Origin of the sequence: Pectinatus haikarae (genome assembly GCF_015732185.1) — a bacterium.
Lineage (GTDB): Bacteria > Bacillota > Negativicutes > Selenomonadales > Selenomonadaceae > Pectinatus > Pectinatus haikarae.
In genome coordinates this window covers 384,876-399,784 of record NZ_WIQM01000004.1, presented here as the reverse complement: position 1 = coordinate 399,784, position 14,909 = coordinate 384,876, and the positions used below count along the sequence as shown (strand labels likewise).

Genomic DNA, 14,909 nt, shown 5'->3' with positions numbered 1-14,909 from the left:
ATGTCTTAATTTATGGGACCATTATAGACTATGTGTTGACAATCCACTCCAGTGTTCGATTAACTGCATTAGATAAAAATTCTCCATTCAGCACTTTTTTTTGCAAAATTTTTATATTGGTTTTTAATAATTCATATCTGTCAAAGTCAATCTTATCCATAATATTATTTATTTCATCCAAAGTTTCAATACAATACCCTATATTATACTTTTTCACCAGAGCTGCCACTGCAGCCTTATTCCAGACAATTACTGGTATACCGGCTGCAATATACAGAGAGAGTTTGTGGGGATTATTATATTTTAAATATTCTCCATAATCTCCATCGCAGGTTTTTGTACCAACTCCATCCCAGATCAACCCAAATCCTCCAGAAATTTTATGTGGAAGAACTTCTGGCGGATATGCCCCGCAATAATTCACGGTATCAGATAATACCCAATCCTCATTTAACCCATTGCCATATAAATTTAAAGCATATTTTTTTTTGGTCTTAACCCATTCAGATAAAAACTGTGATTTCTTTAGATTTCCGGCAAAGACTACTGCCTTTTCAAAATTTTTCTCTTTTACCGATTTCTCAACAAGATAATCAAACAGCTCCAAATTTACAATATGTGCATTTAGCAGTCCATATTGCTGCAGCTTAGATGCCATAAATTCATTATGCACAATCACTACCGAAGCTGAATTTAAAATTTCTATTTCATCTTCTGCTTTCCCAAAGTTTCTGAGAAGATCAACATCATGAACCAAAAAAACAGTATTATTCTTCTCATATAATTTTCTCATTGCCCCCCTCAATACTGATGGTGAATAAGACGGAAACTGAACAAACAAAATCTTATCCTCCACACCATGGAAAGAACAATATGTTTTTAAACAATTTATCATGCGGCTTATATAATAAATAATACTTTTAGAAGCCGTTCCATCAATATTATTGTCTAATGAATAATTAAATAATTTTTTAAACCCAAATTTATTGAAAATCGTGTCCACATCATTTCGAGCTTTACTACCAGCATGAAAATGATCACCATTTTGTTCAATAAGGACAATACAGTTCTTTTTGACATGATTATAATTGGATTTTGAAATATCTTTCATCACTGATTCCTGACTTCTGCTCGAAAATTTTCTTCAATCTGGCTTATTTCCTGCTCAATAGAATATCCCATCTCTTTTATTCTATCGGACATATCCCACCGATTATGCACTTTACACTCTAAAATATTGTGTATCCATTCATTTAAGCATAACGGCAAATATTTTACTAAATTCGTTAAGTTAATTTCTCTGGATACAAATTGAGAAAAATAACATGGCAGTCCCGCCGTCTGCGCTTCTATTCCCACTATTCCTAAACCTTCAAATCTGGAAGGAAAAACAAAAACATCCATAGCCTGCATAAGCTCATTCACATCATCCCGCATCCCCATAAACAATACTTTATCCTGCAGTCCCATTCTGTCAATCATGCTGTGAATTTCTTGCCATATTAATTTATCACTCTTTGCAGCATCTCCCACTAACATCAACACTGCATTATTCATTGCTTTGCTGACCTCTCCAAATACTTCCAATAAGAATTTATGATTTTTTTGATAAGAAAATCTTCCGACATGGCCTATGACAAATTTTCCGTGCAGAGACAATTCCCGCCTCTTTTTATCTCTTATTAATTTGTTAAACTTAAATTTACTCGTCTCTATAGCATTATGGATTATTACAAATGGCCTTACACCAAACATCCACTTTCCTGCCGACGCGGAACACGCCCAATAATCCGTAGCACTGAAAAAAAGTATCCTCTTATTGATTGCAATTAAACTTTTTCTCCAGACACTTAATCTAATCTCATCACCATTATTATGAGAATGAACAATACGCTTCCGTATTCCAAAAAATTTTGCAATAAATAATGGAAAAACATAATAGAGATGACATGTATTAAAAACTATTACATCATATTTTCCCCTTGTATTTGCCAGCAGCTTCCACCATTGATAATAATGTTTCAGAGGATTACGACTGCGCCGGCATATATTGTAAATTTCACTCCCATTATTTAAGATCTCATTTTCAAAGGCGATGGAAGAATCTGCAGTAATATTAACAAAGTCATAATGCAGCAAAGTCTTATTGATATGTCTGTACTGATTCATTAAATATGTTTCCATTCCGCCGATATTGGCGGTCATTCCAACCTGAAGTACATTTATCATTTTCCCTGCATCCTTATCTCTTTATCCGTGCAAACATTAATCTAAAATGATTTTTTACAAAGCTTATACAACCACACATTAGTATAATCAAAAATTTTTTCCTGCTTTTTAAAACATTTACCAATATCCTTTGCTTAAATAGCGCATCTGAAAAATTAACGGTCCGATACTGTAAGAACAATTCAGACTCAAAAATTTCATCTAAGAATAAAAATATATTCCGAACAGTATTTTCTTTTATACTTCTGGCAATTGCAGAATAAATATAGCGCGTATATAACCAAAAAATATTTTGTAAAACTATATTATTCAATAAGCACCATTTTTCATATTTCTTTATTAAATTATTTATTTTTGCCATATGCAGTGAATAATATTTGCTGTTTTTCTTAGTAGATAAACTATTGCTTACTCTTTTTGCATAATGATATCCGCAATTATTTAAGCAATATAGGTACTCTACATCGTCAAAAATATTCAGATTAAACATGAAATCTTCATTTACTTCATATTCCAAATCAAACCTGCGTTCCTTGATTTTAAGCGCTTTAATATCATAAAAAGAATTCCATAAATACCCAAACAAGGGCATTTGTTCGATTTCTAAAATATGTCTTCTAATTTCTGTTATATTAGTTATATATTGTTCCCGCAGAGCGATCTCTTTACTTCCTGCCAAAGTTCCTTCAGAAGTATAATATTCTTCAATACAGCCATATTTTAAAACCTGTACTTTATGTTCCGATAGTTTTTTTTGTACTATTTCCAATAAATCATTATCAATAAAATCATCAGAATCAACAAATGTCAAATATTTTCCAGAGATCCATTTTAATCCTTCATTACGAACATTAGCCACTCCCAGATGTTCCGCAGTCCGTTTTAAAATGATTCGATCATCTTTGGATGCATATTTCGCACAAATTACATAGCTATTATCATTTGAATCATCCTCTACCAGAATCAATTCAAAATCGGTAAAGGTTTGATTTAGAATACTCTCTATCGCTTTAGAAAGATATCCTTCACTATTATAAACTGGCATTGTTATACTGAAAAAAGGTTGTTTTTTCATATAAAATTTTAAACTCCCTTTATCATCAAATACTAAACCTCTTTTTTTATTGCCTTTTTTTTCATAATATAATTCCAAATCGTTACAACTGCAGTAGCCCCAAATTTTGCAAACATATAATACACACCCATTATTGTAACAAAGAAATACATACAAATTTGGTTTAGTCCTAGTCCTGCCACACTTGAGCCAATAAACACAATTCTACCCTTTCTACCTACATCTCCTGCATTTTTAAAAACATATCTCACGCATAAACCATAATTTACTATAGTGGCCAATGAAAATGATATTCCCGCTGAAATAAGATAGTTTACATCAAATATTTCCGTTAGAATGTACAACACACTATAGTCTATTACGAAGGAAAAACCTCCCGCCAGTAAAAATCGCAATATTTCAAAATAAATATTAGAAAATCGCTCTATAAAAGATTTGATATATTTATTCACCATATTATTTTGTTAATTTCTCTATAGATTCAATAGTATAATTTTTTCTTTTGAAAATCAATCCAACTAAAAGGTCTAAATATTTTATTATTACTGCCGATACTGCAAAAATTCCTGTAAAACCAATGGCCAGGAAAATCATCATACTTGTCCAGCCAGAAACAGGTTTTTCTGCAATAAATATAAATGCTGTATATACTGCTATAAAAACACTTATTACCATCATTATTAAGGTTAATAAAAACGCTGTTTTATATCCAATATCAGTAAACAAAATCAAAGCATCTACTGCCATTTTATATCTATAATGTCTAATCTCATTATCAATATTTACAGACATATTTTTTGCAGCATAATATAATGTCTCCTGCTTCAATCCACAATTGACATAGAGTGCTTTTCTATAAGGAATAGTTTTACTCATAGAAAATATCCTGTTGATTGCTCTCCTAGATAAAATCCTAAAGCTTTCTGTTTTTAATTTATATTGATTATTAGAGAAATTATTATATAACTTATAGAATAACTGCGATCCTTTACTTTTCACAATTTCCGGAGATACATTAACTATGTCATACCCCTTTAATGAACACCTATAAGTATCCATTATAAAATTACTGTCATAATCTATAATAACATTATCAAACTCAAAAACAAAATCCCCTATAGACAATTGTACACCAGCATTCATCGCCAATTCATTACCATGATAATGACTCATATGTATTATCTGCACAGTGCAGGATTTTATTTCTTTTGCTATTTTTCTTATAATAGAAACACTATTATCATCTGATGCATCATCCACTAAAATGATTTCATATTTATCGAAATTTTTTTTCAAAATGCTATTTATCTGTTCCATAAATCCTTCAATATTTTTTTCATTATTCCTGATATAGGCAACAACAGATAAAAAATTCTTTTCTTTATTTTTTTCCATTCTCATAATACCTCATCTAAATCATATACCGTATTTATTTTGCCTGACAAAACACTTATAAATACCGGCATATTCGATAGTTTCCTTACGACAGTCGGCCTTGAATCATCAATTTCTGATGCTTGTAATATTGGTTTCACAGAAAAAAGTGATTTTTTATATTTAAATCCGTATTCGGTTTTTAAATACTTTCTTGCCATCTGTGACATATAATACCATGCTGACTGTGGTTTTACCGGACAATCATTACAGTTTCCTAATTGTACGCTACTGCAATAATCACCAGCTTTCTCTTGGCATTCGAATTTTGGCAGGTTATCATAGCTCGTTACATGCGGTGTAAATGTAACTGCTGTCAAAGAATGATACGCTGTCTTACCAAAAGGCATAATGGAAAAAAATGGGCCATCCATGACCGTAATACCGGTATCCTTTAAATTTTCACTTACTTCGCATAGAATAATTTCACATAATTCATACTTTATCTTAAAAGCTTCATACTGCTTACTTTTCAATTTTTCATCCTGCATCATAGAAATGATCTGATTGCTAGAAGCATATGTAGCATTAACCAAAAAATCAGTAGAATACATTCTTCCATCATTTAAATGAATATCGAAACAATTCGTTTTCTGTATTATTGATTTTATTCGTATACCATATTCAACAGTAACATTAGTATATTTTATTAGTTTATCCCTAAAATATTGTTTCAACAATTGGGCATCATATGTATATTCTTTAGTTAAAAAGGCCCCATCGCACATACCTTTATTAAAATATCTGTCCGTATTTACTTCTTCGCAATATATCCCAGCATTTTCACAAAAACTTTTGAATTGTTCCGCATCAGTCCACGAAAAAGCTGCTGATGTGGCGTAAATTTGATCAAATTTAGAATAAATACAAAAACCATAGTCTTTATTAAAACGATCAAAATAATGTGCTGACTTTGTCGCTGTAGAAATTGACCGAGGATAATGATATCCCATATGTACTCTAGCTTGATTTATATAAGTTGCTCGCATAAAAGGTGCTTTATCATATTCTAATACGAGAACTTTTTCACCTTTTTCTGCACAAAAATTTGCTGCATATAAGCCATATAACCCTGCACCTATAATAATTTTATCATATGACATGTAATCCCTCTATTTAAATAAATTAAAAGTATCTATTACACACTTTTTTACCACATCAGTATCATTTAAGTTTTTCATCTCGATTGATACATATTTTTTATAATTAGAATCATTAATTAATAATCTTAATTTCTTATGTATCTCTCTTATGCTTATTTTATTCAAAAAAGGTTCGCTTATATGAATATGATTCACATATTTCATATCTTTTGCTGTAATCAACCTTTCTTTATTATAAATCACTGTCCCTAAATCATAGTTCACAGCAAGTCCCGGCATATTGACATCTCTTACAAAATTTAAAACTTCTGAAGTAGTAGTCAAAAAGTTTGTATTATATATTTCGGGATTTGCCTCTATAGCTATAATTACATCATTTGCATGAGCATATTCACTAAGTCTGGAAAAAAAATCAATTGCTACTTCATATTGATTCTTATCTATTATTATTCTGTTTTTAGGGCAGCCAAACACGATATTATCACACCCCATACTGACCGCAAAATCAATAGCCTTTTTTGTATAGGAATATAAAATTTCTCGCTCCTGTGTACTATTAAAAATATTTTCTGTTTTTCCATACCAAATGGACTGAATAGAAACTATCGACAGATTATAATCTTCTTTCAGTTTTTGTGCAAAAAGAATTGCTTTGTCTAAATAATTATACGGATCCTCTTGAAACACTCTAGTAGGTGCTATTTCCATACCACTAAAGCCATTTTTCTGTAAAAAAGGCTGAACTATTTTATCATCTTCTTTACTCCAAGCAATATTAGATATGGCTAAATTCATATTATCCTCCCATTAATTTATACCTTATAATTTATTCCAGATTTCTGTGGGTACTTCAATATCTAATGCAGCTATATTTTCCTGTAACTGTTGAAGTGAACTGGCCCCTAGCACAGGATAAATTCGCTTGCGCAAACACCATAAAATAGCCAAATGACTGCCTTTTATATTAAATTTTTCACAAATATCAACAAAATGATCTATACGTTTTTTATTTTGTTCATAGAAGTTCGCCGTTTTATGATATCCTATTTTATCACTTTTTTCTATACGAGAATTTTTAGGCACTCCATTCTTATATTTGCCTGTCAATAAGCCTTGACATAATGGAGAAAATCCTAAAGTACCAACACCATGACTATCACAAAAAATTTTTACCCCATTTTGCTCAGCCTTAGTAAGTGCATATGAATATATAAATTGTTCTGCAATAGGTTTTTCCATTTGTAATTTATCGCAAATTTCGTGACATTCTTCCAATGCATTTTCTGGCCATTCTGACGTTGCCCAATATCGTATTTTTCCTTCATTAATTAAATAATTGAACGTTCTAACAATCTCTTCCATAGAAACTTCATCATCATATCGATGTGCATAATAAACATCAACATATTCAAGATTCAATCTTCTTAAAGATTCTTCAAAAGCCCATAAAATATGTTTGCGCGAAAGACCCCGATGATACGTACTTTCCCCTATCGGCCATGAGCCTTTTGTCGATATAACATATTCTTGCCGCGGATATTTCTTTAGAGCCTGTCCTGTCAAAGTTTCAGCGTTTCCCATTCCATAATTATTTGATACATCAAACGATCGTATTCCCAAATCCCACGCTGTATCAATCATTGTTTGGGCAAAATTTATATTTTTATTTTCTGTTCCTATTGTTAAAGCTGTTCCAAAAGTAATTTCTGTTATTTTCAATCCAGAATTTCCTAATCGTACGTATTTCATTTGTCATTTTTCCTTTCTAGACTATTTTCGTGTTGCCATGGTAAATATTCATTTATAATCGACGTAGGGCGTTTTTTCACTTCGATCATAATTTGCCCTATATACTCACCAATAATAGTCAAAACCATAAATAACAATGTAAATAAAAATGAAACTATTGTCACTATAAAGCAAGCAATATTCCAAGGATATTGAGTAAATAAAACTCCCAACAACGTAATTATTGTAATTACAAATGAAATCATTGCCATAAAAACAATTTTTCTCAATGGTTCAATTGAGATACTTGTGATACTATCAAGTGCATATCTTAACATAGAAGCAAATTTATATTTCGTCTTTCCTGCAAATCTTTTGTCTCTATCATATTCTACCACAGCTGTTTTCATTCCGATAAATGGAACTATAACTCTAAAAACCCTGTTCACCTCTGGTAATTCTAATATCTGCTGAACAGCTCTCCTTGATAATAAGCGAAAATTAGCAGCGCTTTTTTCTAATTTCAATTTTCCTGATAAAAAATTTAGAACTTTATAATAACACCCTGCACTCAATTTTTTAAATAGTGTATCATTACTACGTTTTATTCTACTAGCAACAACTATATCCATTCCATTTTCCCATTTTTTAACCATTTCGAGTATAAGTGCAGGTGGATCCTGTAAATCAGCATCCATAACCACTACAGCATCACCTTTTGCTTTTTTTAAACCAGCACTAACAGCTCCTTCCAGGCCAAAATTTCTCGATAGATTTATAATACTTATTTTATCCATATATTTTTGTTGCATTAATAACATTTTTTCATAAGTTTTATCTTTAGATCCATCATTTACTAGAAGTAGTTCTACATTATATATATTTGAAATTGCAGCCAAAGTATTTAATGTAGTTTTACAATATTCTTGTACTAATTTTTCTTCATTATACATTGGTGCAACGACCGATATTACTTTTTTCACTTGTCTATTATCACTCCAATAAAAATTATTATCTTCCCAATGATTTATATGCTTAACGGTATTTATCTACTTTATTTCATTCATATTAACTCCAGCAATAAATTCACGTATTATAAAGTTAAATGAAAGTTGAGAACTCATCAGCCCTTCTGGTACAGTTTTATCGCAAACACTGTACTTACCGAAAGGAGATGAATTCTCATGATAAAATGATATCAGATTTACTGTCCGAAATGCAACAATCATCAAAACTTTTATCGTTATGGCAAAGATAAAAATGGAAATCAGAAATATCTTTGCCGTATATGCGGGCATCAATTTGTGCCGGATACTCATACGGTCGGCAAACTCAGAAGGCCATGCATACGTTTTTTATCCGATTTGCTCTGTCTGCGGAAAAGCCAGGTTTCTTCATCATAACCATAAGTACTATTCAAACCACCAGTGCTGCGACAAGAAATGCGACCATTCCATTTTTATCCCTGAACCAACTGTCGCTACAGTACCTTCAATGTCAAAATTGTCAGGGAAAATCAATTTCAATCGGATGCGTTATCTTGTGCATGTCATTCTGACGGCGTTGTCAACATTTCACTTGAGCAAGGATTCTTTCCGCAATATTGCTCTGATTCTGCGGACTGTCATGAATATTCAGGTTTCTCACACCACCATCAGCAACTGATATACGAAATTTGCGCCTTTGTTTCAAAATATTGCACTTTAATTGATGCCAATGCTTAATTTCAACTCCGACGGACGAAGTTAGTGTCAATAGTAGTTAGCAAAATTCAAGATAACGCCAGAGATTAAGCGACGGATTTATGTCTTTTTTCTTGAACCTGTTGCAGTGTATCCGGCTTAATATAGCAGTGACTCATTGACCAGTCTTCGCTGTATTCGATCAGGTATATTGTAACCAGCTGGATATAAGAATCCATACTGGGGAAAATTCCGACGGCGGTTGTTCTGCGACAAATTTCCCGATTGAGTCGCTCCAACATATTGGTAGAAGCGATTTTACGAAAGTCTATTGGGGTAAAATCATAAAACTGCAGTAAATCCTCCAGGCCATCTTCTAAAACGGCTATCGCTTCCTGATAGGATTTGTCAACAGATTCTATAAAAGAATGAGCATACTCTTTGGCACTGTCATAATCAGGCTGCAGCCAGATTTGCTTCAGTCGTCCAGCAAACTATGCTTCTTTCTTTGCCGGAATATGAGCCAATATATTCGCATGAAATGGACTTTACACCGCTGCCAGGCGCATTGCAAAAAAGATTCATTGATCGCTTTTACCAAGCCCTTATGGGCATCGGAAACGACTAGCCACACATTTTCTAAACCTCGTTGTTTGAGCTTTTTAAAGACGGCTTTATAAGTGTCGGTGGATTCTTCCTGCATCGGCTCAACGGCTAATACATCGCGGTGGCCCGTTTCATCCAGACCGCTTACGACGGCTACCGCCATATTTTGTATCCGGTGATCATAGCGAATTTTTTCATACAAGGCACCTACCCATAACACGGGATAGGTCTTCTGTAGCGATCTATTTCGAAAAGCCTTGACCTGATCATTAAGCTCTTTAGTGATCTGGGATACTTGGCTGCGGGAGATCGAATCAATGCCTAAACTTTTGGCCAGCTTTTCGATTTTGTGGGTGGAAACGCCATTTACATAGGCTTCCTGAATAATCTGCAGGAGCGCCATTTCTAAACGCTTTTTCTCCGTGACGAAAAAAGGAATATAGCCGCCCTTCCTTAGTTTCGGAACGAACAAATACATGGTTCCCATGCGAGTATCATAGCGGCGCACACGATAGCCGGAACGGTATCCAGACCGTTCATCGGTTCCTTCCGACTTGGCAGCATTAAGTTTTGCATCCACTTCGGCTTCCATGAGTTTTTCACAAAGCCACTTGAGCATAGCGAGCATTGGATCGTCTTTGATCATGAATTGTAATAGCATTTTTTTCAAAGGTAAGGTAGAATGGGAGTAAGCCATCTGTTTTCAACTCCTTTTGGGTTTGTTTGGTCACTTACCTTTTTCGGAGTTACCGATGGTTTTTCCTATTCTCTTTTGCGAACTTTATTATATGCTATCGTGCTGGAGCTGCGATTTATTTGCTGAGCAATATAGCGTAGTGAATGTCCTTCATGTAGCAGTGCACAAATTTCTCCTCTCTCATCAAGTCTTAGATGTTTAAAAGATGACGTGGATGTGTTTTAAACAGCCATAGTGAAAACCTCCTTATGATTGGATTTCGTCATCTTTATCATACTCGGTTTCTCACTTTGGTTGTTTATTTTTTCTGTTGTATTTCATTTTACAATAAACCACTACATATTATTTAGAACTCCATCCTCAAAATTAAAAGTATAACAGTAAAATTCACCATCGATAATATAGTTTTTAAAATCACCATTGATATAATTATTTGCTGATATTTTTACTGAATGATCTCCTGCAAGATAATATTTTGAAAAAACTTTTATTATATCTTTATTTCTTACAATAAAAATATTATTTTCAAGTATATATAAAGTTATTTTCGTAAATTGCAATAGCAAATTGAACACTTTGGTAAAATGCCGATGATCTCAGGCAATATAAAGTTTATCGAGAAAAGCGTCGAACAATTCTTCCGGTGTCTGGTAGGCAAGTCGCTTGCGCGGACGGCTATTCAATTCATCGGCAAAATGTAATATATCTTCATAAGTATATTTCTCAATCGAAACGCCCTTTGGAATATATTGACGCAAGAAGCCGTTGTGCCGTTCATTTACTGGTCGCTCCCAAGAGGAGTAAGGATGTGCATAATAAACACTGGAACCCCAGGCTTCAATCTTGGAAAATTCCTCGAATTCAGAGCCATTATCGGTTGTAATGGTTTTGAAAACAGAACTGAAACGCTCACCATATTCAGCGTGTAGTTCTTTCATCGCAGCCATGACAGACTCACTGTTTTTACCAGGAATGCGAATAGCCAGGTAATTGTTTGTAACACGCTCAATCAGAGTTAAAACAGCAGCTTCTCTGCCTTTTTTTCTGCCAATCACCGTGTCAGCTTCCCAATGGCCGAATTCCGTGCGTAAATCTACGATGTCAGGACGTTCGTCAATGCTGCGACCTTTCAGACGTTTATGCTTTCGGGTTCCTTTTTTGTTTTGCTTTCGCTTTAGAATTTCAGGCAGCTCGAACAGCGATAGCGGCAAATTACCAGCAGCCATTTCGTTATATAGGGTCTTCGTGCATACCATTTCTTTATCAGCAAAGAGCTGGTGCAGGCGCGCATGACCGACGCAAGCGTCTAACGACCACTTTTTTGCCCTAACTTGCGCAACCACCCACTTAACAAAATCTGAGCAATGTGTGATATAATGCGGCCTTTTGCACTTCATTCGATTCATTTCATATACTGCAAGACCTCGTTTGGCGCTGTACTCCGGTGTACGTCCTCTATGGCTTTTGCGCAGCGGTGTACCGCGGCGCAATTCATACATGATAGTACTTGGCGAACAATTGATTTCTCGGGCGATTGCCCGCAGAGAGTATCCTTGCTTGTTTAGTTGCTGGATCGCTCCGCGTTCTTCCCGTCCCAAATGCTGACCACGTTTTCGTTCAGGGAATACTGTGATATAATTATGGCAGTCCATAGTGATTGTCTCCTCTTTGGTTAATGGTGCTGTGAGAACTCCATTTTACCATTTAAAGAAAAGTCACTGTGGACTTTTTGCTAACTGTTCATTTTCATTTTACAATCAACCATAAAGTTATTTTATTATTATCATTATAATTTTCTATAGTGAAATTACAGCCATGTAACTTCACTAAATCATTTAAATTTTTTTGAGAAACTGATAGGGACATTTGCGTTTGATATAAATCAAAAGAACATATACTTTTCTCTGTAATATTTCTTAATGCGCGTGTTTCAAATAAACTTTCTATATTAGTAATTCTGCTAAAAATAGATTGTTGCTCAATAGCGAAAGTATTATTCATTGTTTGTATTAACATTCCATAAAAGCAAATCAACAACATTAATATTATTTTTATATACCCTATTTTTAATTTTTTTATTATGTGCCAAATAATATATGAAAATAAAAATATCATGCTAAAATATATTGGATAACTTGCTGTCAATGAAATATAGTCTGTTGCGTTTACTCGTCCTTGATACATTCTAGCTATGGCATATGGCAATGCTGGTAAAAATAAATACACGATTGCCACTATTATATATTTAAGAGAAAAACGCATACTATTATTTTCATCGTCTTTTAAAAAATAATAGTATTTAAAAAAAATTATTATTGCAACTATAGCTTCTAATATGATTTTTATATTTCCCATATTTAAAATGATGCTTTGGATTCTAGACACTAAAGATGAATCATCATTACTAGGAATTATATCTCCACATAATTTATATATGTATGCATATTTATCATTAAAAATAAAATATCCTGGTAAAGAACTTTTAAATAATTGATATAAAATATCTATATGATTTTTAGCTGACCAAATATTATCTATTTGCGTTCCACTATAATGAGATATATATATTTTAGTTAAAATAATCCATGTCGTAATATACCAGAATACTATTAGCACTGGAATTATTGTTATTTTATTTATTCCTATCCATCTACCAGTCTTATATTTATTTATGATCGGAAATAAACAAACAAAAGTAACCATAAATTCAAAACTTAATACCGCTAAGAACCAAAAAAACATTGACACAATGAATAATCGATATCTTTTTCTATTATCGAAATATTTATCAAAAAAAATTAGAGATAATAATAAATAATTTATTGGCATTCCAACTAATCCAATATATACATTTGGAAGCGCATGTTCAAAAGTAATTGGTAAAAATAAGCAAAATAAAAATATTACTAAATAAGAAAAATATATATTATTAAATATTCTCTTTAGAAAATATCCAAATAAAAACAAATTACTTATTAATATTCCTATTTGGATAAACCTAGAAATATAAAAATTTTTGCTTATATTATCAAAAGCCCAATTAATTACCGCCAACCTTAATGGTCTTCCTTGATTAAGATCAATTAAAAATTGTTGATAAATCACATTTAATAATCCATGTTCTCTATTAATATAGTGTAATAATGCATCATTTACTACACATCCCTGTATAAGAATTGAATGCATTGATAAGATAATAAATATTAATAATATCATTGGTATTTGCTTTTTATCAAAGAGTTTATGAAAATCAATCATGTGTTCCTCCATTTATTACACCACTCTTATCTATAATGGTTAAAGGGCATTACTTTACATATTGAATTTACAAATTTATTTCTTATTTATTCCAAATTATAATCTTCCGCCGTATAATAAACAACTTGTGTTCCATTATTTTCAAATTCAATCGGAACATGCAATAAATTTTTTAGAACATTCAATACGTTGTTCTTACACTCCCTTTCTACATAAAACAGTAAAAATCCACCACCTCCAGCACCAAGTAATTTTCCTCCTATAGCCCCGGCCTCTCTCGCTTTTTTATAAATATCATCAATTGCGTCTGTAGATATACTTTCTGATAAATCACGTTTTAATGTCCATGAATAATGTAATAACTTCCCAAATTCATTTAGATTCATTTTAGAAGTTAAAATATGTTCTGCTTCATCTACCATCTGCTTCATTTCTTTTAACTGTTCTATTTTTTTATTAATATTTTCCCCCGTCTTTTTTTGTATATCTGCTGAAAATCTGGTAAATCCGGTGAAAAACAACATAAGATTTTCATTCAATTCCTTCTTACGCTGATTGGATATAATAATAGGACTGACAATATATCCATTACTAGTAATATCAATCCTATTTAATCCACCATAGGAAGCAGCAATCTGATCTTGAATTCCTCCAGCCTCTTTGCAAAGTACACGTTCCAAATAAATAGCTTCATCAGATAAGCGTTTTTTATCAACACGCTTTCCTTTTAATGCATAAAAAGCGTTCAAAAGACCTACTGCAAAAGAACTACTTGTACCCAACCCTGTGCGTGCAGGCAAATCCGCATCGTACATCAGACGAATATCATGCATATCAAGATATTTCATCGCTTCACGAATCAGCGGATGGTTTATTTCATCATAAGAATTTACAGATTCTGTTTTTGAATAAGTCAAATGTGTCCTATAATTAAAAAATTTAGGTAAATGGCGTATATTTACATAACAATATTTATCAAAGCTTGAAGAAAGGACAGCACCTCCATATATTTTGTAAAAAGATGCTATATCGGTTCCGCCACCAAAAAACGACATTCTAAATGGTGTTCTTGTTATAATCATATTACTTCACCGTCT

General features: G+C 32.6%; 12 protein-coding genes and 3 pseudogenes. 1 reads left to right on the top strand and 14 read right to left on the bottom strand.

Features of this window, described 5'->3' with window-relative positions; genetic code table 11:
- Window positions 1-28: 28 nt before the first annotated feature.
- From I6758_RS03070 to I6758_RS03030, 9 genes are read right to left on the bottom strand one after another with little or no spacing between them, the layout of a single operon-like run.
- Window positions 29-1,111 (bottom strand): hypothetical protein, encoded by a 1,083-nt coding sequence (locus tag I6758_RS03070; RefSeq protein ID WP_196603722.1) that lies wholly within the window; start codon window positions 1,109-1,111, stop codon window positions 29-31.
- Window positions 1,111-2,229: a glycosyltransferase family 1 protein gene (locus I6758_RS03065; protein ID WP_196603721.1), complete on the bottom strand. Its 1,119-nt coding sequence runs from the start codon at window positions 2,227-2,229 to the stop codon at window positions 1,111-1,113. The genes I6758_RS03070 and I6758_RS03065 overlap by 1 nt, the downstream gene beginning before the upstream one ends.
- Window positions 2,230-2,242: 13 nt before the next feature.
- Window positions 2,243-3,304 (bottom strand): glycosyltransferase family 2 protein, encoded by a 1,062-nt coding sequence (locus I6758_RS03060; RefSeq protein WP_231038487.1) that lies wholly within the window; start codon window positions 3,302-3,304, stop codon window positions 2,243-2,245.
- 32 nt (window positions 3,305-3,336) lie between these two features.
- Window positions 3,337-3,759 carry a GtrA family protein gene (locus I6758_RS03055; RefSeq protein WP_196603719.1) on the bottom strand — a complete coding sequence of 141 codons (423 nt, stop codon included), beginning with the start codon at window positions 3,757-3,759 and terminating at the stop codon, window positions 3,337-3,339.
- Window position 3,760: 1 nt separating this feature from the next.
- Window positions 3,761-4,699, bottom strand: a complete 939-nt coding sequence (locus tag I6758_RS03050) for a glycosyltransferase (protein WP_196603718.1) — start codon at window positions 4,697-4,699, stop codon at window positions 3,761-3,763.
- 2 nt (window positions 4,700-4,701) lie between these two features.
- Window positions 4,702-5,841: an FAD-dependent oxidoreductase gene (locus tag I6758_RS03045; RefSeq protein ID WP_196603717.1), complete on the bottom strand. Its 1,140-nt coding sequence runs from the start codon at window positions 5,839-5,841 to the stop codon at window positions 4,702-4,704.
- Window positions 5,842-5,850: 9 nt separating this feature from the next.
- On the bottom strand, window positions 5,851-6,636 hold the full coding sequence (locus tag I6758_RS03040) for a sugar phosphate isomerase/epimerase family protein (RefSeq protein ID WP_196603716.1): 786 nt from the start codon (window positions 6,634-6,636) through the stop codon (window positions 5,851-5,853).
- A 24-nt stretch (window positions 6,637-6,660) separates the two neighbouring features.
- Window positions 6,661-7,560: an aldo/keto reductase gene (locus I6758_RS03035; RefSeq protein WP_196603715.1), complete on the bottom strand. Its 900-nt coding sequence runs from the start codon at window positions 7,558-7,560 to the stop codon at window positions 6,661-6,663.
- A gap of 26 nt (window positions 7,561-7,586) precedes the next feature.
- Window positions 7,587-8,552 carry a glycosyltransferase family 2 protein gene (locus I6758_RS03030; RefSeq protein WP_196603714.1) on the bottom strand — a complete coding sequence of 322 codons (966 nt, stop codon included), beginning with the start codon at window positions 8,550-8,552 and terminating at the stop codon, window positions 7,587-7,589.
- Window positions 8,553-8,771: 219 nt separating this feature from the next.
- Here I6758_RS03030 and I6758_RS14860 point away from each other — a divergent pair.
- Window positions 8,772-9,273: pseudogene (locus I6758_RS14860) on the top strand (IS1/IS1595 family N-terminal zinc-binding domain-containing protein); the annotation flags it as partial.
- Between the two features lie 85 nt (window positions 9,274-9,358).
- Here the strand turns inward: I6758_RS14860 and I6758_RS03020 are convergent.
- The 5 genes and pseudogenes from I6758_RS03020 to I6758_RS03000 form a co-directional block, all read right to left on the bottom strand.
- Window positions 9,359-10,554 (bottom strand): annotated as a pseudogene (locus I6758_RS03020) (IS256 family transposase).
- 65 nt (window positions 10,555-10,619) lie between these two features.
- Window positions 10,620-10,748, bottom strand: a pseudogene (locus tag I6758_RS15190) (helix-turn-helix domain-containing protein); the annotation flags it as partial.
- A 402-nt stretch (window positions 10,749-11,150) separates the two neighbouring features.
- Window positions 11,151-12,206, bottom strand: a complete 1,056-nt coding sequence (locus I6758_RS03010) for an IS30 family transposase (protein ID WP_196603708.1) — start codon at window positions 12,204-12,206, stop codon at window positions 11,151-11,153.
- Window positions 12,207-12,300: 94 nt separating this feature from the next.
- Entirely contained in the window at window positions 12,301-13,812 is a 1,512-nt protein-coding gene (locus I6758_RS03005; protein WP_196603713.1) for a hypothetical protein, read from the bottom strand.
- A gap of 86 nt (window positions 13,813-13,898) precedes the next feature.
- A complete protein-coding gene (locus I6758_RS03000; RefSeq protein WP_196603712.1) occupies window positions 13,899-14,894 on the bottom strand; it encodes a GHMP family kinase ATP-binding protein in 996 nt (331 codons plus the stop codon).
- Window positions 14,895-14,909 lie beyond the last annotated feature (15 nt).

Coding starts and splice junctions, on each gene's coding strand:
- I6758_RS03045 (WP_196603717.1), bottom strand. CDS start 5,841: ATGTCATATGATAAAATTATTATAGGTGCAGGGTTATATGGCTTATAT.
- I6758_RS03060 (WP_231038487.1), bottom strand. CDS start 3,304: ATGAAAAAACAACCTTTTTTCAGTATAACAATGCCAGTTTATAATAGT.
- I6758_RS03010 (WP_196603708.1), bottom strand. CDS start 12,206: ATGGACTGCCATAATTATATCACAGTATTCCCTGAACGAAAACGTGGT.
- I6758_RS03065 (WP_196603721.1), bottom strand. CDS start 2,229: ATGATAAATGTACTTCAGGTTGGAATGACCGCCAATATCGGCGGAATG.
- I6758_RS03000 (WP_196603712.1), bottom strand. CDS start 14,894: ATGATTATAACAAGAACACCATTTAGAATGTCGTTTTTTGGTGGCGGA.
- I6758_RS03040 (WP_196603716.1), bottom strand. CDS start 6,636: ATGAATTTAGCCATATCTAATATTGCTTGGAGTAAAGAAGATGATAAA.
- I6758_RS03005 (WP_196603713.1), bottom strand. CDS start 13,812: ATGATTGATTTTCATAAACTCTTTGATAAAAAGCAAATACCAATGATA.
- I6758_RS03070 (WP_196603722.1), bottom strand. CDS start 1,111: ATGAAAGATATTTCAAAATCCAATTATAATCATGTCAAAAAGAACTGT.
- I6758_RS03050 (WP_196603718.1), bottom strand. CDS start 4,699: ATGGAAAAAAATAAAGAAAAGAATTTTTTATCTGTTGTTGCCTATATC.
- I6758_RS03055 (WP_196603719.1), bottom strand. CDS start 3,759: ATGGTGAATAAATATATCAAATCTTTTATAGAGCGATTTTCTAATATT.